Raw genomic sequence first — 23643 nt, 5'->3', positions numbered from 1 at the left:
TTGCGATCGCAGGCGCGCGCTTGAGGCGATGCGACGCGTCCGCGACATCGCGGCAAGTGAAAAGCTCCACCTCACGTGTGATCAGTTGGTCCATCCTCGGAAAGCAAGCTGGTTCTCCAGGCTGCTGCTCCCGCGAAGAGGAGAAGCCAAGCACGTCGCGCCTGCCACAAGGCTCGATGCTCGCCGCGTTTCGCTCGCGCTCTTCCTGATATCGCTGGGCGCCATCGCCGCCGTGTGGCGGTGGTTGGGGACGCCAGTCGATCTGGTGCGCGCACCCATCGATCCAAACGACAAGGTCCAATGCATCTCATACGCTCCATTCCGCAGCCATCAGACCTCGCTTTCGCCCGCGACGCAGGTATCGCGTGAGCAGATCGCGGAAGATCTCGCCCAGCTTGCGGAGATATCCGACTGCATCCGTACCTATGCGACGGATCTTGGTCTCGATCAAATCCCCGAACTTGCATCCAAAGCGGGTCTGAAAGTCATCCAGGGCATTTTCCTCGACAAGGACCAGCAGAAGAATCGAACGCAGATATCGACGGCGATACGCCTCGCTAGGGAATATCCGGGGACCGTGATCGCGCTGGTGGTCGGCAACGAGACCTTGTTGCGCAAGGACATAACTGTATCCGATCTCGCTGACACGATCCGGGCGGTCAAGGCGCAGGTCAGTGTCCCCGTGACCTATGCCGACGTCTGGGAATTCTGGCTGAGCAATCGTGAGCTCTACGACGCCGTCGATTTCGTCACGATTCACATCCTGCCATATTGGGAGAACGTGCCGATCCCGGCGGAATCCGCGGCCACGCACGCCGACGCAATCCGCCGGCAGGTCGCGGCGGCCTTTCCGGGCAAAGAGATCCTGATCGGAGAGATAGGTTGGCCGAGCCAGGGGCGGATGCGGGAATCGGCGGTGCCGTCGCGTATCAATCAGGCCCGGGTGGTCTCGGAGGTGCTCGACCTCGCCCGGCGCGAGAACTTCCGCGTCAACCTGTTCGAGGCCTATGACGAATCCTGGAAGCGAGAGATCGAGGGCACCGTCGGTGGATCATGGGGCCTGTTCGGAGGCGAGCAGCGCGTGCTCAAATATCCTGCCGGCATCCCCGTCAGCAACTTTCCGCTCTGGAAGCTGCAAATGGGCAGCGGAGTTGCGCTGGCGACCCTGGTCTTTGCTGCCGCGTGGCTGACCTCGCGTCGCAAGCCCGGGAGCTCTGGCCTGGCTTCATGGTTCGGGGTCGCAATATCGGCGACGACAGCCGGAATCCTGTTTGGCGTGGCCGCCCAAAAGGTGTTCTTTGAAAGTGTCGGAGCAGGTGGCTGGCTGCTGTGGAGCTCTCTGCTGGCGGCCGCGACGGTTTCGCCGGTGCTTGGTGCCAACGCCCTGATGTCGGGGCGTCCACCGCCGAGTTTTCAGGAGTTGCTCGGTCCGAAAGGCTACCGGACGGAATCGATGCTCGTGACCATGCACGGGCTGGCCTTGATCGTAATCGTCGTGACCGGCACGGCGACCGCACTCGGGCTTGTGTTTGACCCGCGCTTTATCGATTTTCCTTTTGCCGCACTCACCATGGCAGCCTTACCCTTGGCGGCCATGACGCTGCTCAACCCGCCCGGCAAGGGAAGCCGTCCGGTGGCGGAGGCGCTGTTTGCGGGCGTGCTTGTCGGAGCCGCGATCTATGTGGGGGTCAACGAAGGGCCGGCGAACTGGCAGGCGATGTGGACTTGCGCCGCCTATCTCCTGCTTGCCGCGACGCTGTGGCGGGCGCGTGCCTGAGAATGGCACGACATGCAGCAGTAGCTTTCCCGCACCGCTCCCGTCGATGAGGCAAACACATTCTCGGCGCCAGAGCGTCTGACCTGCATCAACCGGGAGCGCAGCTCTCCGGTTAACTTTGCAGTTTGGTGCTTCCGCGCCAAAGTTGGAGGATCGAGCATGTCTTCGTTCGACGAGCGCGAGAATGCATTCGAGACCGGGTTCGCGCACCGCGAGGAATTCAAGTTCAGAGGGCGGGAGCGTGCTGTGGCATCGCTTGCGCAGTGGGCAGCGCGGCGTCTCGGCAGGTCCGCAGCAGCCGCCAAGGTTCTTACCAGGAAATCCTGGAAGCCGCCGTCGCAAGTCCGACCGTCGAGCCGACGATCGATCGGGTCGCGGCTGACCTTGCACCGGCAGGCATCCCAAAGCAGGAGGTCTGGCAGGCGATGAACCGGTTCCTGACCGAGGCCGAAGCCGCCGAGCGCATCGGTCGTCCGTGGCGGGAGCTGGTGCGCGGCAAGTTTACCCTGCCCGAACCAGATCAATTCAGCTTTCCAAGAAGTCTTCGGATGATCTTCCTCAAATTGTCGGCGTACTCGTCGACGACCTGACGCCTCTCGGCCGATGGCGAAAGTTGACGATCATCGTCCTCGTCCGCTGATGGAATATCCGTCCGGGGTCTCCCGCGGATGATGGAGGCGGTCGGCTTTGTCACTTTCACGGGAATTCCGGCCCCTGGATAGAGCTGCGCGCACTGTTCAGGGTAAGGGCCAATTCCATCGGCGGATTTCACACAAGTTAAGTCGCCGCCGATCGCTCGACGTCCTGCCCGGAAAAGCGAGTTCGTGTGCATGATCCAGCTCGCTCGCGGCGGCTACACGCACGAGGCGGTCGGATCGCACTTGGGGCAGCGGCCGTCTGCGGCTACTCCGAGCTGACGGCCGAGCTCGATCCTGAGAGCTTCCTTGTCCCATTTGGTGCCGTCACTTCTGACGATGCGCTTGGCACGTTCGAAGGCGTGGCTCTCGGCAGCGTCATCTCCGATGCGGACGATCACGTCGCAATGGAACGGGCAAGCAGTCGTCGCGCGGGTGGTCTCCAGCGCGTAGCGCACGACCGCGGTGAGATCGTCGGTGTGAATGTCGGCAAGCATGTCGGCTCTCCTGATCGGCGTACTCCTTTGCCCAGACGATCCCATGGGTTCGACGAAAATCGGCCCCGGGCTCCATGGGAGCGCCGAGGCCGATTGTTCGCATCCAGGGGCCGAGCCCGTCCAACAAACCCGCCTTGCCGATTTTGGTTCCATCGAACTCTCCGGCGGAGCCGCTCTCTCGCCTGCTCCATGCTCGCGGTCTTCTGCACCCGTCTGTGAAAGCGGCGCCCGCAGGGCCTCGGAATCCGAACGTCGCTCGTTCCGGCAACGGTACCTCGAAAAGCGTTCCCGATCCGACACAACGCTATAGTCAGGTCACAAACATGTCTTGATCCAGCTCAAAGTCGGCTGGAGGCGCTCGCCGACCGCTCTCGATCGGCAACTTGCGCAGCAGCGCTTGGCGATGTCTTTGCCACTTCCGCGTGGATCCGTTCAGGACATTTGCCTAAGTATTGGCCCGCAATTTCAAGGCCGGAGCGCCCGGCGCATATATGCAGCATGGAGCGCAACATCATCTTCAAGTGTCCCCGCACCGGCATGAACGTGCAGCACTGGCTGTCCGGCGCAACGTCCGACGCCGCGGACACGCACGTATCGGTCCGATGTCCCGCTTGCGCCGCGTTGCACCACGTCAACATCGCCAGCGGCAAGACGTTGAGCGAAGGGATCGGCCGGCATCGCGCGACCACGGCGCCAGGCGGTCTCGGCGACCAGCCTGATCCGTCACGTCCTTGACGTGGCGAGCCTCGCGCAGGCCAGAGGACGTGCCAAAGACGCGGCAAGGAGGCTACGCTCATCCGGAGTAGAGATCTGCAAAGCGTTCGCGCATGACGTTCTTCTGCACTTTTCCCATCACCCGGCAGCCAATCTCCTGCCGAAAGCAGGAGGGAGACGGCGAAATAGACGTGCCGTTCGCATCTGATCTGGGACGCAGACCGATCGCTGTGCCGCGCACCAGTTAGATGGCCCGCAGCCCCTCCTTGGGCATCTCCCGGATCAGCACGTCGATATCGCTCTGCTCGAGCGTCTCCTTCTCCAAGAGCTTCTTCGCTGCGCGGTCCAGGATCGGCCGCCGCGTGCTCAAAATGCCCTGGGTGCGCTGGAAGACCTGGTCGACGATGGCTTTCACCTCGCTGTCGACCGCGGCTGCAGTCTCTTCGGCATAATCGCGCTCACGCGTCGGATAGGGGCGGTCGGCGCTTGCCAGGAAGTTGCCGGGATCGCGCTCATAGGCGACACTGCCCAATCTCTCGGACATGCCGTAACGCGTCACCATGCTGCGGGCGATGTCGGTGACGCGGCGCAGATCGTCGGCCGCACCGGTGGACAGATGCCCGAACACGATCAGCTCTGCGGCGCGGCCGCCGAGCAGCACCGCCATCTTGTTCTCCAGCTCCTCCTTGGTCATCAGGAAGCGGTCTTCGATCGGTCGCTGAATGGTGTAGCCGAGCGCGCCCACACCGCGCGGGATGATCGAGACCTTGTGCACGGGATCAGTCCCCGGCAGTGAGAGCGCGACGAGGGCGTGCCCCATCTCGTGATAGGCGACGATCTCGCGTTCCTTGGTGTTGAGCAGGCGGTTGCGCTTTTCGAGCCCCGCGATCATGCGCTCGACCGCATTGTTGAAGTCAACCATGCCCACCGCGTCGGCCGCGCGGCGCGTCGCCAGCAGCGCCGCTTCATTGACGAGATTGGCGAGGTCGGCTCCGGTGAAACCCGGGGTGAGCGCGGCAACGGCGTCTGCATCGACGCTATCAGCCACCCGCACTTTCTTCATGTGCACCTTGAGGATCTCGATGCGGCCCTTCTTGTCGGGACGGTCGACCAGCACCTGCCGGTCGAAGCGGCCGGCGCGGAGCAGGGCGGGATCGAGGATCTCGGGCCGGTTGGTGGCGGCGAGGATGACGAGCCCCGAGCGCGAATCGAAGCCGTCGAGCTCGACGAGCAGCTGGTTGAGCGTTTGCTCCTTCTCATCGTGGCCGCCGGCGAAAGGACCGATGCCGCGGGCGCGGCCGAGCGCATCGAGCTCGTCGATGAAAATGATGGCCGGCGCCTTTTCGTGGGCCTGCTGGAACAGGTCCCGGACACGCGCGGCGCCGACGCCGACGAACATTTCGACGAACTCCGAACCCGAGATCGAGTAGAACGGCACTCTGGCCTCGCCGGCGACGGCCTTGGCCAGCAAGGTCTTGCCTGTGCCCGGCGGGCCCACCAGCAGCACGCCTTTCGGCATGCGGCCGCCAAGCCGGCCATAATCCGTCGGGTTCTTCAGGAAATCGACCACCTCGCGAAGCTCGTCCTTGGCTTCGTCCACACCCGCGACGTCGGCAAAGGTGACGCCGGTATTGGATTCGACATACACCTTGGCCTTGCTCTTGCCGATCGCCATCAGCCCGCCGCCGATCCCGCCGCCTTCGGCCATGCGGCGGCCGATGTACCACCAGACGCCGAAGAACAGCAGCACGGGCATGACCCACGACAAGAGATCGCGCAGAAACGTGCTCTCGATTTGCCCGGTGAAACGGACGTTGTGTTTCTCCAGCTCCTGCGCGACGTCCTGGTCGACGCGCGTGGTGACGAATTGCTTCTGGCCGCCGGGCAACGGCTCCTTCAGCGTGCCCTGCAGGGTGCGGTCGGAGATGCCGACGGCATCGACTTTCCCCTGGCGTAACAATTGCTGGTATTCACTGTAGGGGATCACGGCGATTTGGTTCGCCGTGGAGATCAGGTACTGAATCAAGAAGACCGCGAAGATCGCGGCGACCGCATATCCGAGGTTGAAACGGACATTCTTGTTCATGCGAAATCCAGATCCGATAATCTTGCGCGGCCGGGCCGCGTCGAGCCGCATATGTTGCGTGCTCGCTCGGGCCCGGTACGGGTCCGGACCTGCATCGTATCGACAGAACTTCTCCCGCTGCCTTCGGTTCCCGATCTACCAACGCGCTTCGTGTGAGAGGCATCCCGCCTAGGCAGCGCTAAGGCCCGGTTGCTGGCCGGGCCTTTGCGCAAGTCTACCAGGGATACCAGTAGGGGTACGCCGCTGGATAATAACGGACGGTCCGATAGTATCGGGGTCCGTAGTAATACCTCGGCGGACCATAGACCGGCTCATAATAGACCGGAGGTGCAGCCGCGGCCGCCAGCGCTCCGGTGAACAGGCCGAGCGCAAGGGCCGGACCGATGCCGGGACCACCCCAGTGATGATGGCCCCGCCAATGGGCCGAAGCCGGCGCAACCGTTCCGATGAGGAGCGTTGCTGCCGCGGCGATTGCAAGAGCACGCTTTCTCATGTGACTTCCCTCTCAGATAGACGCCCGCAAAAGCCGCGGGCTTCTCAATCCTCTGCATGAGTTTCTTTTCCGCCGAACACGTGGCCCGGCAGCATTCGAACTTAGGATTGGCCGGGGCGACTTCAAGTCTCGCCCTGCTGCTCCCGCGCGGTCGGACGCTTGGTCGCAGTGCGAGCGGAGCTGCCCCTTCACGCGTGGAGAGCTTGCTCGTCGCCGCCGCGGCGGATGTCCGACCGAATTCCGCCGTTCGAAATGTCCGCCGCCCACATTCCTGGGCCAGCAGGGGATGTCGTGCCTTGCGGTGACGGCCATCCGCTGTAATTTGAGCGAAACAATCAAAGGAAGGAATCCATGGGGGGAGTTCTGGAGGGCGTGCGCGTGCTCGATTTCGGGCGCTATATCGCCGGGCCTTATTGCGCGACCTTGCTGGCCGAGTTCGGGGCCGAGGTCATCCGCGTCGAGAAGCGCGACGGCAGCGAGGATCGTTTCGTCGCGCCGGTGGGTGAAGGCGGCGAGGGCGCGCTGTTCCTCCAGGTCAATCGCAACAAGAAGTGCATCACGCTCGATCCGATGAAGGCTGAGGGGCAGGAGGTGATGCGCCGCCTGATCGCGACCGCGGACGTCGTGGTCGCCAATCTGCCGCCGCAAACCCTGCGCGCGATGAACCTCGATTACGAGTCGCTGACGGCGATCAAGCCGGACATCATCCTGACCACGGCCACCGCGTTCGGCGGGCCGGGGCCCTGGTCCGATCGCGTCGGCTTCGACGGCGTTGGCCAGGTGATGTCGGGCTCGGTGTACATGACGGGCGCGGGCGATCCGCCGTATCGGGCCGCGGTGAACTGGGTCGATTTCGGCACCGCGCTGCATTGCGCGTTCGGCACGCTCGCCGCGCTGATCGAGCGCGGCAAATCCGGACGCGGGCAGATCGTCGAGGGCGCGCTGCTCGCAACCGCATTGTCCTTCACCAATGCCACGCTGATCGAGCAGGCCGTCATCAACGTCAACCGCGTGCCGACGGGCAATTTAGGCCAGACCGCAGCGCCAGCCGACATCTACCGCACCAAAGATGGCTGGGTGTTATGCCAGGTTACCGGACATCCGCTATTCAAGCGCTGGGCGAGGCTGATGGGCGAGGAAGAGCTGTGGCTGAACGATCCGCGCTTTGCCGACGACATCAGCCGCGGCAACAACGGCCGCATCATCAGCGAGCGGATGGCGCGCTGGTGTGCCGAGCGCACCACGCAGGAGGCCGTCGACGCGCTGGGGCAAGCGATGATTCCGACCGGCCCCGTGCTCTCACCGCAACAGGCGCTGGATCATCCGCATATCCGCGCCGCCGGCTTCATGCAGGACGTCGACTATCCCGGCCTGCCGAAGCAGGCGCCGGTCGCCCGCGCCGCGGTGCGGCTGTCGGAAACGCCGGGCGGCATCGCAACGCGCCCGCCGACGCTTGGCGAGCACACCGATCTCGTCCTCGCCGAGCTCGGCTATGATGAGACCGCGATCGCGGCGCTTCGGCAGGGCGGCGCTATCTAGCGTCACAACAGCTGCTTCAACGCCCTTGCGTCGGCCGGCGCTGCGCTCTTCTGGTCGTTGTCGAAATAGACATAGACGTCGCAGCCCTGCCGCTTCCACGACTTGATGCGCTTTGCCCATTGCGCCAGCGTGGCTTTGGTGTAGTGCCCGTGATAGCGCCCGCCCGGTCCGTGTCCGCGCACATAGACGAAATCCGCCGTGCGCTTCCACGGCGCCGGCGCATCGTGATGGTCGGACAGGCACAGCGAGATATTCTCCTCGGCCAGCATCCGCAGGATGCGCGGCTGATACCAGCTCGGATGACGGAATTCGAAACTGTAGCGTCGTTTCCGCGACAGCAGCTTGAAGAAGGACGCGAGCCGGTCCGCATTCGCCTCGAATTGCGGCGGCAGCTGGAACAAGATCGGGCCGGCCTTGCCGCCGAGCCGCGAGATGCGGTCCTCCAGCAGCTCGAGGCTGTTGACGGAGCGGTCCGACAGGCGCTTCCAGTGCGTGATGAATTTCGACGCCTTCCAGGCGAACACGAAATCGCGGCCGGTCTGCTCGCGCCATCCCTTCACCGCCTCCGGTGTCGGCGTGCGGTAGAACACGCCGTTCAGCTCCGTGGTGTCGAACTGCCCGGAATAATAACGAAGCTGCTGCTTCAGCGTCACGCCCTCGGGAAAGAACGGGCCGCGCCAGGAGGCGTAATGCCAGCCGGAGGTTCCGATCAGAACGCGCGCCATGTTTCACGTATCAACCGTTGCCATTTGCCGGAGGGAACGTCCATGCGGCCGATACGTTGCTCGTGAGGATCAACGCAGGACCGGAACCGATGTACGCGCTGTTCGAAGGCAACAAGCAGATCGGCAATCCCTTTCCGACCGAGAAAGAGGTGTGGGAAGCCGCCTTGATCGAGGGCCTCGTGACCGACGTTCCGGTCGCGGACGAGGAGGGCGGACACCTCTTGCCCGCCGGCTATCACGTCGAGCGCGTGGACGAGGTTTGCGAGCCGCGACCGGATTGGAAGCTTCCGCGCGAGATCTCGTGAGCTAGTTCGACGCCAGCGCCGTCTTGGCCACCTCGGCCATCCAGTTCGACGCCACCGGCAGGATGGCGTCGTTGAAATCGTAGCGCGGGCCGTGCAGCTCGGCGCCCTCGCGCAATTCGCCATTGCCGATCCAGACGAAGGCGCCCGGCCGCTGCTGCAGATAGTGGGCAAAATCCTCGCCGGCCATGCTGGGCGGAAGGTCGCGCCGCACCGGCGCCTGCACCTTCTCCGCGGCGATGCGCGCGAGCTCCGCTTCGGCCGGCGTGTTGATCACGACGCCGACGCCCATGACGATCTCGGGCGTGACCTTGACGCCAAAGCTGGTCGCAATCCCGGCACAGCTGCGCTCGATGCCGTCGAGGATGATGCCCTTGACCGCTTCGCGGTGATACCGCAGCGTGCCGCGGATGGTGACGCGCCCGGCGATCTGGTTCGGCGCGGTGCCGCCTTCGATCGTGCACAGCGACAGCACGGCGGTGTCGAGCGGATCGACGCCGCGCGAGGTGACCGATTGCAGCGCCACGATCAAGTGGCCGGCCGCCACCACCGGATCGCGCGTCAGATGCGGCATGCCGGCGTGGCCGGCATGGCCCTCGATGGTGATGGTGATGCGCCCGCCGGAGGCCATGACGACGCCGTCATGCACCGCGACGGTGCCGGCGGCAAGCCCGGGCCAGTTGTGGAAGCCGAATATCCGTTCCATCGGAAAACGGTCGAACAGCCCGGCCGCGACCATCGCGCGCGAGCCGCCAAAACCTTCCTCGGCCGGCTGGAAGATGAAATCGACCGTGCCGCTCCAATCGGTGTCGGCGGCGAGCAGGGCTGCGGCGCCGAGCAGCGAGGCGGTGTGGCCGTCATGACCGCACGCATGCATCACGCCTGATGTCCTTGAAGCGTAGGGCAGGCCGGTGTCCTCGGTGATCGGCAGCGCATCCATGTCGGCGCGCAGGCCGACCCGCCTTTGCGCGTGGCCGCGCGTCAAGGTCGCGACGATGCCGTGCCCGCCGATGCCTGCCTCAAAGGGAATGCCGAGCTCGGTGAGCTTGTCCTGCACGAAGGCCGCGGTAGCTTTTTCCTGGAGCGATAGTTCGGGGTGGGCATGAAGGTGCCGGCGCCACGCGGTCAGTTTCTGGTGCAGCTCGGGGGACAAGGCGGAGGTCTTTCGCTGGGAGGGCCGACTTGCAGTCAGCATAGCCGAATATTGGGCCGCTGCATCAAGCGCCAGCGAATGCCTCGCCTGCAGCAGCGCGCCCCGGAATGACGAGCAATTCGGTGTCACGCCAGCTTCGCCAGCCCCTTCCAATCGAATCCGATCCCATGCCCCGGCCTATCAGGCGCCAGCGCAAGCCCGTCCTTCAGCACCAGCGGATGCTCGATGTACTTGTCGAGCCCGAAGCCGTGCGCCTCCAGATAAGAGCGGTTCGGGCAGGCCGCGAGCAGGTGCACGGTGATATCGTGCGCGCCGTGGCTGGTGACCGGCAGGTTGAAGGCTTCCGCCAGCCGCGCGATCTTCATGAACGCGGTGACGCCGCCGCAATTGGTGACGTCGGGCTCGGGATAGGACACCGCGCCACTGGCGATGTAGTTCTTGAACTCCCACAGCGAGCGCAGATTCTCGCCCGCCGCGATCGGAACGCCGCCCGCCTGCATGATGCGCGCGTGCCCGGCGACATCGTCGGGGATGATCGGCTCCTCGAGCCAGGTCAGGTCATAGGGAACGAAGGCACGCGCGGCCCGGATCGCCTCCTCGACCGTCCACTTCATGTTGGCATCGGCCATCAGCGGAAAGCCATCGCCGAGGTGCTGTCGCATCGCGGAGACGCGCGCGACGTCGGACTTGAGGTCGGGTCGCCCCACCTTCATCTTGATGGCGCGAAATCCCTTGGCGAGGTTGCCGTCGGTCTGCTTGAGCAGCGCATCGACGGAGAGATCGAGGTCGATGCCGCCGGCATAGCACGGCACGTGCGCATCGAAGCCGCCGAGCAAACGGTACAGCGGCAGCTTGGCCCGGCGCGCCTTCAAATCCCACAGCGCGATGTCGAGCGCGGAGAGCGCCAGCACGGTCGGCCCACCGCGGCCGCCATAATGCAGCGCCCACCAGAGGTGATGCCAGATCGCTTCCGTATCATCGGCCTCGCGCCCTTCGACCAGCGGCGGGATCTCGCGCTTGAGAATGTCGGCAGTCGCGCCGCCATTGCGGCCGACGGTGTAAGTGTAGCCGACGCCTTCGGCGCCATCGGCATCACGGATGCGGCAGGTGATCAGCTCGAACGCGGCGATCTCGCCATGGGTGGAGTCGGAGAGCGTAATGGGGAGGGGAACCCGGTAGAGTCCGGTCTCGGTTGTTGCGATGCGCGCCATGGTTCCTCCCTGCGTTTTCTTTGCAGGGTAAGCCGGTCACGCGATATGCGCAACCGAATGCGCCACGGCCGCTTGGGCAGGACGCGGCCGCCAACTCACGCCTGACATGTCAACGGTTGGATTGACCTTGTGTGCTCGGCTGGCGCAGGAAGGCCAGCAACTGCGCGGTCAAGAACTCAGGATTCTCGTCCGGCAGCCAATGTCCGGTATCCGGCGCGACGCCGCCGTGAACGTCGCTGGCGATCTCTCTGGCCATCGTCACTTCGATCATGCCGTTGCTCTTGTCGCCTGCGAGCGCCAGCACCGGCATCGGCAGCTTGTGCTTCTCGAATTCTGTGAAACGGCGCTCGTCCTCGGGGAAGGCGCGATAAAGCTCGAAGCCGGCGCGCAGGCCGCCGGGCGCCGCATAAGCGCTCGCGTAGACGGCAATGTCATCGTCCGAGACAGGCCGGAAGGCCCGCTTCCTGTAGAAGTCGCGGATGAACTCATACTCGTGGCCTCTCACCAGCATTTCGGCGATGTCGCGCTGCTGGAACAGTCCGAAGTGCCACAGCTCCGGATCGGGCTTGGATTTGGCATCGTTCCAGGCCGTCGTGGCCGGGATCGGTACATCGAGCATCGCGAGTGTCTGAACTTCGTCCGGCCATTGGGCGGCATAGGCGAAAGCAACCATCACGCCTATGTCCCGGCCGACCAGATGAAGCCGGCTTGCGCCGAGGTGATGGACAAGGGCGCGGATGTCCGTGGCCATCGTCGCCTTGTCGTAGCCGCCGGCAGGCTTGTCGGACTCGCCGGCGCCACGGTAATCGATTGCAATCGTGCGATAACCCGCCTTCGCCAGCGGCAGCATCACCTTGCGCCAAGCGTACCAGATTTGCGGCCAACCGTGCAGCAGGACCACGAGCGGACCGTTGTCCGGTCCGCCGATGACGTAGTGCAGCCGCACCCCGTTGACCTCTGCGAAACGATCGTGAAATTCGTCGCGAAATCCATCCGGCAGACCGCTCTGTATCAACGACGCGGCGCGAAGCCCGGCGTCATGTGCGTTGGGCCATGGCTGCGCAAATGCGGCTCCGACGCCGCCTGCAACGACAACCGCCACCATGATCGCGAAACGAGCCGTACGCCGGCCGATATTCATTTTGTCCATCGCGATCCTCCGGAGCCCTTGATTTTCCGTCACGTTGCATCCAAACGTCGTGCGATTTCCTTCGTTCCGATTGCGCCAGTGTGCTGCGCGCACAATCGCCGGCCGCGGACGCGGTCAGCGGATCCGGCAGTTCGACGCCGTCTCCGCTGCCGCGCCGTTGCGGTCCACCGCTGCTCTTGTGCAGCCGGGCCTAGACGATGAAGTCCGTCGCCTCCAGCGAGGCCGCATGAACCCCGCTCAAGGTGATCGTGTCATTGGCGGCGAGGTGAATCACCGCATTGCCCGAGCTGTCATCGCTGATGAGGCTGGACACGGCCGCCCAATCCGCAAAACCGTAGTCGTGCAGGTTGATCACGTCGAGTTCCGGCGCGGTGCTGCCGACGGCGGTGTTGCCTTGATTGAAGTCGTTGATGACGTCGTTGCCGGAGCCGGCCGTGAAGACGAAGACATCGTTGTTCGGTCCGCCCCACAGCTGATCATTTCCCGCGCCGCCGTTCAGCGTGTCCGTGCCGCCGGTGATGGAGCCAGGCGCGGATGGCGCATAAGTCCGCGCATCGCCGTAGAGATGATCGGTGAACTCTCCGCCAGTGAGGGTGTCATTGCCGCCACGCGCGTTGCCGGACATGTTCAGGGCATCGCCAATCAACTGGGAGCCGTAGACGGCTGGCGGCGGCTCGCCACCGTTCGTCACGAAGGTCAAGGTGTCGTCTCCACCCTGGGCATTGTCGGTCAATGACGCGAGCGAATCGCCGGCCAGCGTTCCACCTCCGATGGCCATGCCGCTGCTGATGCCCAGGGTGAGGTTGTCATTTCCGCCAATTGCGTTGCCGGTCATGGCACCGACGGCATCCCCACTGAGGGTCGCCGTGCTTTCGAATGCATATTCGAACACGTTCAGCGTGTCGTTGCCGCCCTGCGCGTTCTCGCTCATGGATCCCCCGGCATCGCCGCTGAACACGTTCTCGAAGGCCCGCCCACCGGTCACGCCCGTCAGCGTGTCATTGCCGCCTTGCGTGCTGCCCGACATGTCGCCTCCGGCATCTCCGTAAATGGAGATGTTGGAGCGGAAATTGCCGCCGGCGTCGGCGGAGAGCGTGTCGTTTCCGCCTGCAGCATTGCCCAACATGGTCTGGGCGTCGCCCATAATGGTGGCGCCGCTGAAGGGATAGTCCACGTCCGCCGTGAGCGTGTCGTTCCCGCCGTGGGAATCGCCCTGCATGATCGTGTCTTCGCCGATGAGCGTGACGAACACGTCCGCGTTCAGGATGGTCGCCGTCACCGTGTCGTTCCCGCCCCAGCCGTCGATCGGGAAGTTGGGATCTCCGACGATGGTCGCGGTTTGGCTGAAGTCCGGAAAGGTGAGGATCAGGGTGTCGTTCGGCATCGTGCGCATGGCGCATCACTCCCATTTCATGTCAGTCGCGTGACTCTGACGACAGCGGAGGTCTCGGCGAGACGCACTGCGGTCACGCTTGAATCCGAATCTACTTGGAGTTGATGGCGGAGGTTTGCTCCGGACTCGGTTTGATTGCGGCCGAGGAACCGCGTGACGGTGCTGGCCGTCGATGGCAGCACGGGGCATGCGCGGACTTCACGGAAGCCGCGACCGACCTGTTAGATCAAAGCCGTGTTAAAGCGCTATGACATGTCTTTTGCCAGCTCACCGTATCGTCGCGAGCTGCAGCGCCAGCGCACAGGCGCGGTCGTATTCGTCAAGATTGATCCATTCGTCGACCGTGTGCGCCTCGTTCTGGCCGGCGCCGAAGGTCACGGTCGGAATGCCGTGACGGACCATCCAGTTGGCGTCCAAGCCGCCATTGGCAGCGCGCACGTTCGGGGTTCCGCCCACCGCAGACACCGCCTCGATCGCGCGCTTGACCACCGGCAGGCTCTCCCTCATGCGGAACGGATAATAGTCGGTCTCCGCCTTGAACTTGACCTTGCCCGATTTGCCTTGCGTGTTGGTGACCTTCTTGGCCGCCTTCTCGAACGCGGCCTTGTAGGCCTTGGTGATCTCCTTGAAGAACTTGCCGTCATGGCTGCGGCTCTCGCCGCGCACATGCACGTAATCGGTGACGACGTTGGTGGCATCGCCCGCCGGGCGGCCTTCGCCGCCGGTGACAGGGCCGACATTGCTGGTGCCTTGGCGCTTGCCTTTCACCACCTTGCCGAACCAGCCGCCGGCCTTCACATCCGCGAGCGCGAGCGCCATGATCATGGTCGAGGAGATGCCGCGCTCCGGCGCGACGCCGGCATGCGAGGCGCGGCCGAAGATCTCGACGGTCCAGCGGTCGGCGCCGACGGCACCGATCACGACGTTGGAGGCCGAGCCGCCGTCATAGTTGAAGGCCATCACCGGCGAGCCGAGCTCATCGAGCTTGACGTGGCGCGCGCCGTAGAGCCCGCTCTCCTCGCGCACGCAGAACAGCAGCGTGATCGGCGGATGATCGAGCTTCTGCCTGGCGAGCTCGGCCGCCAGCGTCACCAGCACGCCGCAGCCGCAGCGGTTGTCGCCGCCGAGCGCGGTCCTGGCTTCGTTGACGATCTTGCGCCCGGATTTCTTCGGCTTGGCGCCGGCACACAGCGGCACGGTGTCCATGTGGGTCATGAACATGATGCGCGGCTGGTTGTGCAGCGCGCCGCGGCCGGGCAGGTCGACGATGAGGTTGCCGGTCTCGGTCGGCACCGGAATGCGCGTGTTGGCATCGTCGAGCCGGATCGCCTTCGCCGGCACGCCGGCCTCCTTCAGCGCGGCGGCAATCTCACGCCCGATCGCCGCCTCCTGTCCGGTGACGCCCTCGACGGCGAGAAAGCGCATGAGACGGTCGGTGCCGGCTTTGGTGTCGACGGGCATGTAGCGGTCCTTCGCTGCGATTTCGTAGGATGGGTCAAGCAAAGCGAAACCCATCGAGCCAGGCGCGAGGATGATGGGTTTCGCGAAGAGCTCAACCCATCCTACGAACGCGGCGAGGTGTAAATCAAAAAGATCAACACACCGAATGCCAGCATGGCAGCCATGAACAGCAGCACCACCGGCAGTCCCGCGAGCGCCGCCACCGCGCCGGTCACCGACTGCATCAAGGCCGCGCCGAGAAAGAATGCGAGGTTCACGGCTGCGAGCGCCTTCCCGGCGGTCTGCGCGTCGACCAGCTGCCTGGACATGCCGAACAGCAGCGGCTGGGCGGAGGTCGCAAGACCGATCAGCACGAACAGCGCGAGGTCGTATTGCGGCGGCATCACGGGCACGCCGAACAGCGTGGCGACCGCATAATGCGGCGCGCCGAACGCCATCAGCGCCAGCAGCACCGCCCCGGCTAGATGCGAGCCCGCCACCAGCGCGCGGCGGCGGCCGAGCCTGCGGTCGATCATGCCGATGCACAGGGGGCCTGCGATCATCGCCAGCGTGAACGCGCCGAGCTGGTTGCCGGCCTCGACCCGCGACAAGCCCTTGACCTGCATCAGCCACGGCCCGCCCCACAGGCCGCGCAGCACCAGTGTGGTCGCCAGCGACACCAGCGCCAGCGCGATCAGGCCGCGCAAGGGGCGGGAGAGGCCGAGCCTGAGCACCTCGATCATCTGCGCCAGCGGCGAGGAGTCGTCCTTGTGCTCGGCCGGCTGGTTCGGCACCAGCGCGAACACCGCGAGCGCCACCGCGACGCCGCCGATCGCGGAGATCCAGAACCCCGCGCGCCAGCCCCAATTGTCGACCACGAAGGCGAGCGGGCTCGCCGACAGCAGCATGCCGATATTGCCGATCGAGAGGATCGCGCCCGACCAAAGGCCGAAGCGGCCTGGCGACAATTGCTTGGCGGCAAGAGTCATCGGGCACATCAGCATGCCCGAGGTGGCAACGCCCAGCAGCAGCTGCCCGACCGCAAAACTTTCCGGTCCCGTCGCAAACCCCGACGCCGCTGCGCCGAACACGGTCCCCGCGAGCAGGCTCAGTGACACCGGCCGCACGCCGAACCGGTCCATCGCCGCGCCGACCGGAATCTGCGCCGCCGCAAAGGCGAAATGATAGACCGAGGTGAGGCTCGCCAGCGCCTGCGGCTCGATGTGGAAATCCGCCGCCATCAGGTCGAGGCTGACGGCCGGAATGGTGCGCAGCAAGGTCGAGAGCATGTGGCCGCAGGCGAGCGCGAGCAGCGCAAAGATCAGCGCGCGGGTGGCGGTGCCCGCGTCGTGGGTGGTGGTCATGAGCGTCCCGTCCCCGAGGAGGTTTTGGGTGGGGTTACATGATCGAGGGGGCGGGTGCCAATGGCGGCAGCGGGACCCCCTCATGTCGGAATGTGCGTCTGTAGATCAACTCGCGAATGACCAGGCGGGCAGTCGGTCATCGGCATGGCGCTGCCGAGTGACTGTCGGCCGTCGCGACGACTGCCGATTTCCGCGGCGCAACTGACGCAGCAATGCCACGGAGGGGCAGGGGGGCCGGACCGTCGACGATAGGAACAAAGGAGACGTCATCGCTCTTACCTCGGTCAGGAGACCTGCTCATGCTGTCCTCGAGACCGCCACGGCCCATTCGCACAACGCTCGATCTTGCGAACGCAGCGCAGGTCAAGTCGGTACGCAGGCGGCTTCGCATCTCCAATACCGATCTGGTCAGGCTCGTCGACAAGATCGGCAACTCTCTCGCGGCCATAGAGAAGGAAGTGGAGATCGAGAAGTTGGCCGTTCAGCAGTGTAGTGCCAAGAACGCAGCCACGAACCTCGAATAGATTCAACCGTCCTACCGGCAAGGAGAATTGCAATGAACGGCTTGATTTACCTCATAGGACTAGTCGTTGTGATCGCGGTCATTCTTTCGTTCTTTGGCTTGCGATGACGTCTCGGTTCTGCACGCTGACGCACCGCCGATCCGGTGAAGCAGTCAGCAATTCCGCGAGCAGTAAATGGTTGATGCCCACCAGGTGAATACCATCATCGCAACGACGCTTTGCGCGTTCTTTAGGGGACATCCCGACGCACAAATCGGAACTGAGGAAGCCAAGCTTCTGGCGAAGCAGATCACTGAAGCGCTGAACAAGGCTGGGCTGCAAATTACCATCGTGGATCCGGAGAGCTCGACGAGCTAGGACGCGGACTCATCAAGGCGAAGCCCCTGTTGACGCGAGTTGGACGAAGGTAAGGTAATTGGCAGCGAACCTGTCGTAACGCGTCACCACCCGACGACATTATTTGATCTGTTGAAGAACTCTCGACCCGGTTGCGAGCGCGGTAGAGATAAGGGCTAAAGCAGATCGGATCGCTGTAGTTGCTTTTCGGCGGGATGTCGGCCGACGCGCCCTTCTTGATGGCAAGCGAAGGCAATGCTGCTATGGGTTCATCGGCTTAGGGCCGGCCGCGGTTTCTTGAAGTATTGCTCTGGCAGCCTGTAGATCCGTAGTCGAGAAACCCTCGGTGAACTGGCCATAGAGTGCCGTGAGCAGGTCGTGTGCGTCACCGCACCGATGTTGTTCTCTCCACAATCCTGCGCGACGTGTCGCCGAGCGCAACTCCCACAGCTTAGCGCCTTGCTGGCGCGCGGTTGCAGCCGCATGCCCGAACCGTGCTTCCGCGGTGGTCGGATCGGGCCTCGGCAGCCGCAGCATCAGTTCTCCATTTATCCGATGGAGCTCGGCCTCGAACCACCTCTCACCGGTTTCTTCCACGCGGTCTAGCGCTGCGGCAACGAGGTCCAAGCCCTCATTCACGGCCCCCGACCGGCCATGGACCCCGGCAAGCAGGCTTGTGAAATAGGGTACCAGGAAACCCGCTCCGGTGGCCTGCCACATCGCAAGCCCGTCTCGGATCTGCGCGATGCCTGTCCCAAAATCCCCAGCCTCGCCCAGCGCCCAGCCACGAATGACGATGCCGGCTCCGAGGAAGTGCAGAGCGTCCTGCTCGGCCGCAAGTGCGATCAGCGCATTCGCCCGATCGCGGGCCTCGTCTTTGTCCTGGCGGAGCTGCGACAGTATGCAGCCGTAAAGCAGGGCATAGCCGAGGGTGTTGCGGTGGGACAACTCCTTCGCGTCTGTCAATGCCTCTTCGCTCCTCGCCTGAGCCTGTTCGGGATAGCCGAGGGCGAACAATCCCCAGGACATAACGGATAGCGCCGCTACGCGTGGATCCTGCGCGAACAGGAAGGCGAGCGACCGATGCGCGGAGGGATCGTAGAGAGCGAGCGTCCGCTCGAGATGGGCGCGAGCAGCCACTAACTCGCCGCGAAGCAATTCACCGGTGCCGACGATGCGGTTGCCAATGGTTTCGGCAGCAGCATCATTCTGTTCCTGGGCGCGGCGGAGCAAATCTTCGCCTGCAGTTCGACCGGCCTCGAGCTCCGCCCTCACGACGTGAAAAACCCATTTCCCATAGAGAACAGGGAAGAGCCGCGACGTGTCGCCGAGGCGCTCGCACAAGTCGCGAGCCCGTGCGTTGGCCCGCCCGACCTCCGGTGCGGCCCAGCCCTTCGCAGCCATCAGGGCGACGCCGAGGGCGATTTGCAGCTCGAGTTCCCGCCGCCATCGTGCGGCGTCGTCGGGAAGAGCAGAAATCAGCTCGAGCCCTTTGGTCAGTTGCGTGATCGCCTCTGCTGTGGCCGAGCGCGCGATCTCTGCTTGTCCTGCCCTCAGCCAATAGTCGATAGCCGGTTCGGCCAGCCCCGCCTCCATGTAGTGATGAGCCAGAAGCTCGGGCTGCGCCTGCACTGTCTCCGGAAAGTGCTGTTCAAGCGCAGCGGCGATCCGCACGTGCAAGCGCTGCCGCTTCGTGCGCACGAGCGTTGCATAGGCGGCGTCCTGAACGAGTGCATGCTTGAAGCTATAGGTCGCCTTCGGCGGCGTGCCGCGCCGGAACACCAGGCCCGAGCCGATGAGGTCGTCCAACGCCACCTGGAGATCGTTCTCCGGCAATGCCGTCGCGATCGCGAGCAGTTCGTGAGAGAACTCCCGGCCAATAGCAGCTGCGACCTGGGCTACCTCCCGAGCCGGAGCCAGCCGGTCGAGCCGCGCCAACAGCGACTCCTGAAGCGTGGCGGGGATCGCCATGGGCGGCAGCGGCCCCGCGAGCGCGTAGTGATCGCCTTCATCGGAGAGCAGATTGGTCTCGAGGACCGTCCGCGTCAGCTCCTCGACGAACAGCGGCACGCCATCGGTCTTGGCGACGATCTGGTCGAGCACCGCAGGGGGGAGCGCTTTTCCGCCGCTCAGCCGCGCAACCATGGCCGCGCCTTGCCGGCGGCTCAGCCGACTGAGGGTCAGGGTGGTGACATTGGCACAACGCATCCAGGGCGGCTCAAACTCGGGCCGGAAGGTGATGAAGACGAGCACACGGGCGCCTTGCACCCGGTCGACCAGCAGATCGAGCAGCTCGAGCGACGTCGGATCTGCCCAGTGCACGTCCTCGTACATGGCCAGCACGGGCCGCCGTGCTGCGAGGCCGAGAACCTGATTGACCAGCTCCTCGAGCGTCCGCTCCTTCTGCCGGTGCGGGCTCATGTCGAGCGGCGGGTACCGCGCCCCTGTCTCGAGCGACAGCAAGGTCGCGAACAGCGAGGCCACCGCGGTGACATCATCGATCGATAGCGCAAGCAGCGCCTCGAGCTTGTCGAGCTTCGCTGCGGCGGAATCGTCTGGGGCGAAGCCCGCCACCCGCTCCAGCAGGCCGATCACCGGATAAAGCGGGCTGGTCTGATGGTGCGGTGAGCAGTAGTGGCTCAGGGCCGTATGCGGTTCGTTTTCCAGTCGCCCCCGCAAGGCCCGCACGAGGCGCGACTTGCCGATGCCAGGCTCGCCTCCGAGCAGGACCACTTGGCCCTCACCCTCTTTGGCTCGCTGCCAGTGTTCGAGCAGCAGGCCGATTTCGTTGTCGCGACCGACAAGCGGTGTCAGGCCCGCGCCGTGCAATGCCTCGAACCGGCTCTCGGCGCTGCCTTCTCCGACCACACGCCACGGGCGTACCGGAACAGGAAATCCCTTCAATATCTTCATACCGAGTTCGGCGAGTTCGAACAGCCCGCCAACGAGCTCTCGTGTGCGGGCGGAGATCACGACCGTGCCCGGCTCGGCCAAGGCTTGCAGCCGCGCCGCGAGGTTCGGGGTATCGCCGACCACCGTCTCCTCCCGTGCTGCGCCTTCGCCGATCAATTCGCCGACGATCACCGAGCCAGTCGCGATGCCGATTCGGGCCACCAGCGCCTCGCCATGTGCCGATCCCAGGCCGCGCACCGCCGCGACTGCGGCGAGGCCGGCCCGCACCGCGCGTTCGGCGTCATCCTCGTGGGCGCGCGGGTAGCCGAAATAGGCCAGCACACCGTCGCCCATGTACTTCGCCACATGCCCTTCGAACCGCGCGATAGCGCCCGCCACCGCGCTCTGATAGATTCGCAGGAGTTCGGCCATTTCCTCCGGATCGAGCTGCGCCGCGAGTGCGGTCGAATCGACCAGGTCGACAAACATCACTGTGAGCTGACGGCGCTCGGCCTCCGCTGCAGGCGTGGACTTTTCGGAGACAGTGATGGCTGCAGCCGTGGCAGCAGGATTGGTGGCGGAAATTGAGCCGGCACGCAGGGCGGCAATGGCGGCGAGCAGCTTGCGGCGATGGCCGATCGAGGCGACTCCGAGCCCAATCAGATCCTCCGCCGTAAGGTCCATGAGAACCTCGGCATCGATGTCGTTCGCCCGGAACGCCTGTTCGTACTGTCCCAGCCCCAGACCACACAGCCAGGCCCCAATGTCCATGGGCTCCTCCCGGCTCTCGTCTTCAGCGCTCTGTGCTCCAGTCTATCTCAAAATGGCGGGCGGCGGGCGCGGTGAAACGCCACGAGTTGACCGGTGAGAAAGCTCGGTTTCTGGCCCATCGCGACCTATTGCGCTGCCGCACGAATTTGGTCGCTATCGGAACAAAGCGGACATTGCCTTCTTCGCATTACGCCGCTGGATTTATGGGTACGCGGCCTGGACTTGCCGCAGGCGATCGGATCATTTGTGTCGATCAGGTCGCCGCATTGCTTCTCCGCCGTCAGCTTGCATTGATCTCGGCCAGCAGCTTCCGCGTCTCGCCCAGCAACTCGCGTATGGCCCGCCGTTCCGCAATCCTATCCTGGGCGAAGGCACCGTGCTTCCGCGCATTCTGATTTCCCCTCGGCGCGCCTGATCTCCCCGCGCCGCCGTGCATGCGGCAGCGGGGCTTTCCCAGCACTGCCGGCGCGCGGCAGGCGGTGCCGTTGCGCGTCGCAGCACCGCAGCGCGGGCTTGCCATCATGGCGCCGGTGTCGCGGGGGTGATTGCCGCTCATGGGACGATGCCTTGGCGGGCGATGGTCTGTTCGCATTCGCCGGCTTCGCGGGAAGCGGTGCCCGGATCGGCAACGATCACATGCGCATGCTGCGTGAGATTGCCCACGATCGCCCGTCCTCCATCCTGCACCGACAGGTTTTGCACCGTGATCGCGCGGTCGTCGCTGTTGCGGTGGCGATTCAGCGCTTCGACCTGGGCGGCGAAGGTACGGGAGAGCCGTGTCAATGCGCGGGTGACGCCCTCCTGCTGGGCAAGATCGTCCGTGCAGGCGAGGCGGCAGGCGCAGCGCATTGCCGCCATATGGACGGAGACCATCTGGGAGACCAGCATGGCCTCGATGGAATCTTTCGGCGCGATGCTCCTGATCGTCGAGATCATGAAGGCGAGGTTGGCCTCATCGGGCTTTTGCCCGATCGCGCTGGCCTTGACCAATTGCCTCAGCATGCCGTGGAGCGCGTCGCGGTCGGCGGCGCCGAGCGCCTCGGCCAGCAATCGCTCGCCGGCCTGCGGGTCGGGATGGCTGATCGCGATGCGCCGCTTGTAGAGTTTTATGCGCGGGGTTGCGAGAGGGCCGCTGCGATCGTTTGCCGCAAGCGGCGATGTGATGTGGCGTTCGAGAGCTGTCGTCATGTCCGGTGTCCTTTGCTGACGCAGGCGCGCGCGAGCGACTGTTCGCTCGTTGCGCGCGAATGCGAATTTTACGGATGTCGATGAAGGGTTACACGCAACCGCGTCGGAGGCCCGTTGTCGGGCAGGTCGTGACGCTCGCGATCTTTGCGATGATGCCATCATGCCACTGTTTTGCCCGACGAGTCAAAATGGATTTCGTAAATCCGAAAATTTTCTTCCCCCTGCGCAAGTCCTTGTTCTGACAGGGCCCGGCTACTGTGCATGGGGTTGTTTTCGCATTTCTTGTTTGGAAGCGGCGCGCACGTGCCGCGCGGCGGAATGCCGGCGCCCAAACGCGATTGCGAAATCCGGCGCGGCCGCTCATCATGATCTTCGAACGCGTCGCACCAACAAGCATGCACAAAGCGGCGCCAAAAAAGGTCTGGGAGAGAACGAATGCAACGAACGGCCCGCCTGCTGGCAGTCATCGCCGGATTATGCGCTTTGGTGCTGGCGACAGAGGCCCTGGCGCAGAAATACCCGTCGCGGCCGGTCAAGGTCATGGTCGGCTTCAGCGCGGGCGGACCGGTCGACGTCGTCGCACGCATCATCGGCGATCGTCTCGGCAACAAGCTCGGCCAGCCCTTCGTGGTCGAGAACCGCGCCGGCGCCAACGGCATGATCGCGGCCGAGGGCGTCGCGCGTGCGGACGCGGACGGCTACACCATGCTCGCCTGCAACTCGTCGACGATCACGTTGAACAAGACGCTGTTCAGGGAGATCCGCTACGATCCGCAAGTCGACTTTGCGCCGCTGACCACGGTGGTGTCGGCGCCGCTCGTCCTCGTCGTCAATCCCGAGAATCCCAAGACGGCGAACATCAAGACGGTGGCCGATCTCGTCGCTGCGGCCAAGGCCGCGCCCGGCGCGCTCGCCTACGGCTCCGGCGGCAACGGCAATCTCGCCCATCTCGTCATGGAGCTGCTCAGCCAGAAGGCCGGCATCAAGCTGATCCACGTGCCCTATCGCGGCGGTTCGGCCGCCGAGGTCGGTATCCTCGCGCAGGAGGTGCTGGCGGTGTTCGATCCGCTCTCCGCTGTGCCGCTGGTGAAGGCCGGCAAGCTGCGCGCGCTGGCGGTGTCGTCGGCCGAGCGGCTGCCGGCGCTGCCTGATGTGCCGACCGTCGCGGAAGCGGGCTATCCCGGCTTCGACATCTCGTTCTGGGTCGGCTTCTTCATGCCGAAGGCGACGCCCGCGCCGATCCTGGAGACGCTGCACCGGGAGATCGTCGCCGCCGCCAAGGATCCCGCGGCCGAGGAGAAGCTCGGCTCGCAGGGTGTCGTCAGCGTGCTCAGCCCGGCCGACTACGCGGCGAAGATCGCCAAGGAGACCAAGGAGCTCGCCGAGGTGGTCGCGGCCGCAAACATCAAGGCGGAGTGAGGCGCGGCCGGCGAGCGCAAGCGAGCGCGACGCG

21 protein-coding genes and 2 pseudogenes are annotated in these 23643 nt (G+C 64.7%); 9 read left to right on the top strand and 14 right to left on the bottom strand.

The window, feature by feature from the left end; all coding sequences use genetic code 11:
- The first annotated feature begins 214 nt into the window (after positions 1–214).
- The 3 genes and pseudogenes from ACVIIV_RS33755 to ACVIIV_RS33745 all read left to right on the top strand — a co-directional run bounded on the left by ACVIIV_RS33755 (position 215) and on the right by ACVIIV_RS33745 (position 2367).
- Positions 215–1777, top strand: a complete 1563-nt coding sequence (locus ACVIIV_RS33755; RefSeq protein WP_456748894.1) for a glycoside hydrolase family 17 protein — start codon at positions 215–217, stop codon at positions 1775–1777.
- A gap of 159 nt (positions 1778–1936) precedes the next feature.
- Positions 1937–2026 (top strand): annotated as a pseudogene (locus ACVIIV_RS33750) (ATPase inhibitor subunit zeta); the annotation flags it as partial.
- Positions 2027–2040: 14 nt separating this feature from the next.
- On the top strand, positions 2041–2367 hold the full coding sequence (locus ACVIIV_RS33745) for a hypothetical protein (protein WP_456748939.1): 327 nt from the start codon (positions 2041–2043) through the stop codon (positions 2365–2367).
- A gap of 263 nt (positions 2368–2630) precedes the next feature.
- Here ACVIIV_RS33745 and ACVIIV_RS33740 read toward each other — a convergent pair whose 3' ends face one another.
- Complete coding sequence (locus ACVIIV_RS33740) at positions 2631–2909, bottom strand: hypothetical protein (protein WP_456748040.1); 279 nt, start codon at positions 2907–2909, stop codon at positions 2631–2633.
- Positions 2910–3407: 498 nt separating this feature from the next.
- Here ACVIIV_RS33740 and ACVIIV_RS33735 point away from each other — a divergent pair, with 498 nt between their 5' ends.
- Positions 3408–3644, top strand: a complete 237-nt coding sequence (locus ACVIIV_RS33735; protein ID WP_456748039.1) for a hypothetical protein — start codon at positions 3408–3410, stop codon at positions 3642–3644.
- Positions 3645–3867: 223 nt separating this feature from the next.
- Here the strand turns inward: ACVIIV_RS33735 and ftsH are convergent, their stop codons facing one another.
- A complete protein-coding gene (ftsH, locus tag ACVIIV_RS33730; protein WP_456748038.1) occupies positions 3868–5709 on the bottom strand; it encodes an ATP-dependent zinc metalloprotease FtsH in 1842 nt (613 codons plus the stop codon).
- Between the two features lie 214 nt (positions 5710–5923).
- Positions 5924–6202 (bottom strand): hypothetical protein, encoded by a 279-nt coding sequence (locus ACVIIV_RS33725; RefSeq protein ID WP_456748037.1) that lies wholly within the window; start codon positions 6200–6202, stop codon positions 5924–5926.
- A gap of 351 nt (positions 6203–6553) precedes the next feature.
- On the opposite strand from ACVIIV_RS33725, the gene ACVIIV_RS33720 reads away from it, so the two are divergent.
- Complete coding sequence (locus tag ACVIIV_RS33720) at positions 6554–7741, top strand: CaiB/BaiF CoA transferase family protein (protein ID WP_456748036.1); 1188 nt, start codon at positions 6554–6556, stop codon at positions 7739–7741.
- Positions 7742–7743: 2 nt separating this feature from the next.
- On the opposite strand, the gene ACVIIV_RS33715 is transcribed toward ACVIIV_RS33720, so the two are convergent.
- Positions 7744–8466 carry a DUF72 domain-containing protein gene (locus ACVIIV_RS33715; RefSeq protein ID WP_456748035.1) on the bottom strand — a complete coding sequence of 241 codons (723 nt, stop codon included), beginning with the start codon at positions 8464–8466 and terminating at the stop codon, positions 7744–7746.
- Positions 8467–8555: 89 nt separating this feature from the next.
- Here ACVIIV_RS33715 and ACVIIV_RS33710 point away from each other — a divergent pair, with 89 nt between their 5' ends.
- Positions 8556–8771 (top strand): hypothetical protein, encoded by a 216-nt coding sequence (locus tag ACVIIV_RS33710; RefSeq protein WP_407113949.1) that lies wholly within the window; start codon positions 8556–8558, stop codon positions 8769–8771.
- A 1-nt stretch (position 8772) separates the two neighbouring features.
- Here the strand turns inward: ACVIIV_RS33710 and ACVIIV_RS33705 are convergent, their stop codons facing one another.
- The 6 genes from ACVIIV_RS33705 to ACVIIV_RS33680 all read right to left on the bottom strand — a co-directional run bounded on the left by ACVIIV_RS33705 (position 8773) and on the right by ACVIIV_RS33680 (position 16479).
- Positions 8773–9921, bottom strand: a complete 1149-nt coding sequence (locus ACVIIV_RS33705; RefSeq protein ID WP_456748034.1) for an amidohydrolase — start codon at positions 9919–9921, stop codon at positions 8773–8775.
- Positions 9922–10046: 125 nt separating this feature from the next.
- A complete protein-coding gene (locus ACVIIV_RS33700) occupies positions 10047–11132 on the bottom strand; it encodes a mandelate racemase/muconate lactonizing enzyme family protein (protein WP_456748033.1) in 1086 nt (361 codons plus the stop codon).
- A 109-nt stretch (positions 11133–11241) separates the two neighbouring features.
- Complete coding sequence (locus ACVIIV_RS33695) at positions 11242–12237, bottom strand: alpha/beta fold hydrolase (protein WP_456748893.1); 996 nt, start codon at positions 12235–12237, stop codon at positions 11242–11244.
- A 235-nt stretch (positions 12238–12472) separates the two neighbouring features.
- Entirely contained in the window at positions 12473–13675 is a 1203-nt protein-coding gene (locus ACVIIV_RS33690; protein ID WP_456748032.1) for a calcium-binding protein, read from the bottom strand.
- A gap of 267 nt (positions 13676–13942) precedes the next feature.
- The gene (locus ACVIIV_RS33685; RefSeq protein ID WP_456748031.1) at positions 13943–15136 is read right to left on the bottom strand and encodes a M20/M25/M40 family metallo-hydrolase; all 1194 of its coding nucleotides are present in this window, start codon (positions 15134–15136) and stop codon (positions 13943–13945) included.
- A 101-nt stretch (positions 15137–15237) separates the two neighbouring features.
- Complete coding sequence (locus ACVIIV_RS33680) at positions 15238–16479, bottom strand: MFS transporter (protein ID WP_456748030.1); 1242 nt, start codon at positions 16477–16479, stop codon at positions 15238–15240.
- 299 nt (positions 16480–16778) lie between these two features.
- On the opposite strand from ACVIIV_RS33680, the gene ACVIIV_RS33675 reads away from it, so the two are divergent.
- Together ACVIIV_RS33675 and ACVIIV_RS33670 are read left to right on the top strand one after the other, a co-directional pair.
- The gene (locus ACVIIV_RS33675; RefSeq protein WP_456748029.1) at positions 16779–17003 is read left to right on the top strand and encodes a hypothetical protein; all 225 of its coding nucleotides are present in this window, start codon (positions 16779–16781) and stop codon (positions 17001–17003) included.
- Positions 17004–17177: 174 nt separating this feature from the next.
- The gene (locus tag ACVIIV_RS33670; protein WP_456748028.1) at positions 17178–17360 is read left to right on the top strand and encodes a hypothetical protein; all 183 of its coding nucleotides are present in this window, start codon (positions 17178–17180) and stop codon (positions 17358–17360) included.
- 12 nt (positions 17361–17372) lie between these two features.
- On the opposite strand, the pseudogene ACVIIV_RS33665 reads toward ACVIIV_RS33670, so the two are convergent.
- From ACVIIV_RS33665 to ACVIIV_RS33650, 4 genes and pseudogenes are all read right to left on the bottom strand, one after another.
- A pseudogene (locus tag ACVIIV_RS33665) lies at positions 17373–17586 on the bottom strand (IS5/IS1182 family transposase); the annotation flags it as partial.
- 14 nt (positions 17587–17600) lie between these two features.
- Positions 17601–21002 carry an AAA family ATPase gene (locus ACVIIV_RS33660; RefSeq protein ID WP_456748027.1) on the bottom strand — a complete coding sequence of 1134 codons (3402 nt, stop codon included), beginning with the start codon at positions 21000–21002 and terminating at the stop codon, positions 17601–17603.
- Positions 21003–21282: 280 nt separating this feature from the next.
- On the bottom strand, positions 21283–21558 hold the full coding sequence (locus ACVIIV_RS33655; RefSeq protein ID WP_456748026.1) for an HGGxSTG domain-containing protein: 276 nt from the start codon (positions 21556–21558) through the stop codon (positions 21283–21285).
- A complete protein-coding gene (locus ACVIIV_RS33650) occupies positions 21555–22190 on the bottom strand; it encodes a hypothetical protein (RefSeq protein ID WP_456748025.1) in 636 nt (211 codons plus the stop codon). The genes ACVIIV_RS33655 and ACVIIV_RS33650 overlap by 4 nt, the downstream gene beginning before the upstream one ends.
- A 435-nt stretch (positions 22191–22625) precedes the next feature.
- Between ACVIIV_RS33650 and ACVIIV_RS33645 the strand changes: the two genes are divergently transcribed.
- Complete coding sequence (locus tag ACVIIV_RS33645) at positions 22626–23609, top strand: Bug family tripartite tricarboxylate transporter substrate binding protein (RefSeq protein WP_456748024.1); 984 nt, start codon at positions 22626–22628, stop codon at positions 23607–23609.
- The last annotated feature ends 34 nt before the right edge of the window (positions 23610–23643 follow it).

The sequence above is a fragment of the Bradyrhizobium sp. USDA 4354 genome (assembly GCF_054060315.1).
This window is presented reverse-complemented; position numbering and strand designations above follow the sequence as displayed.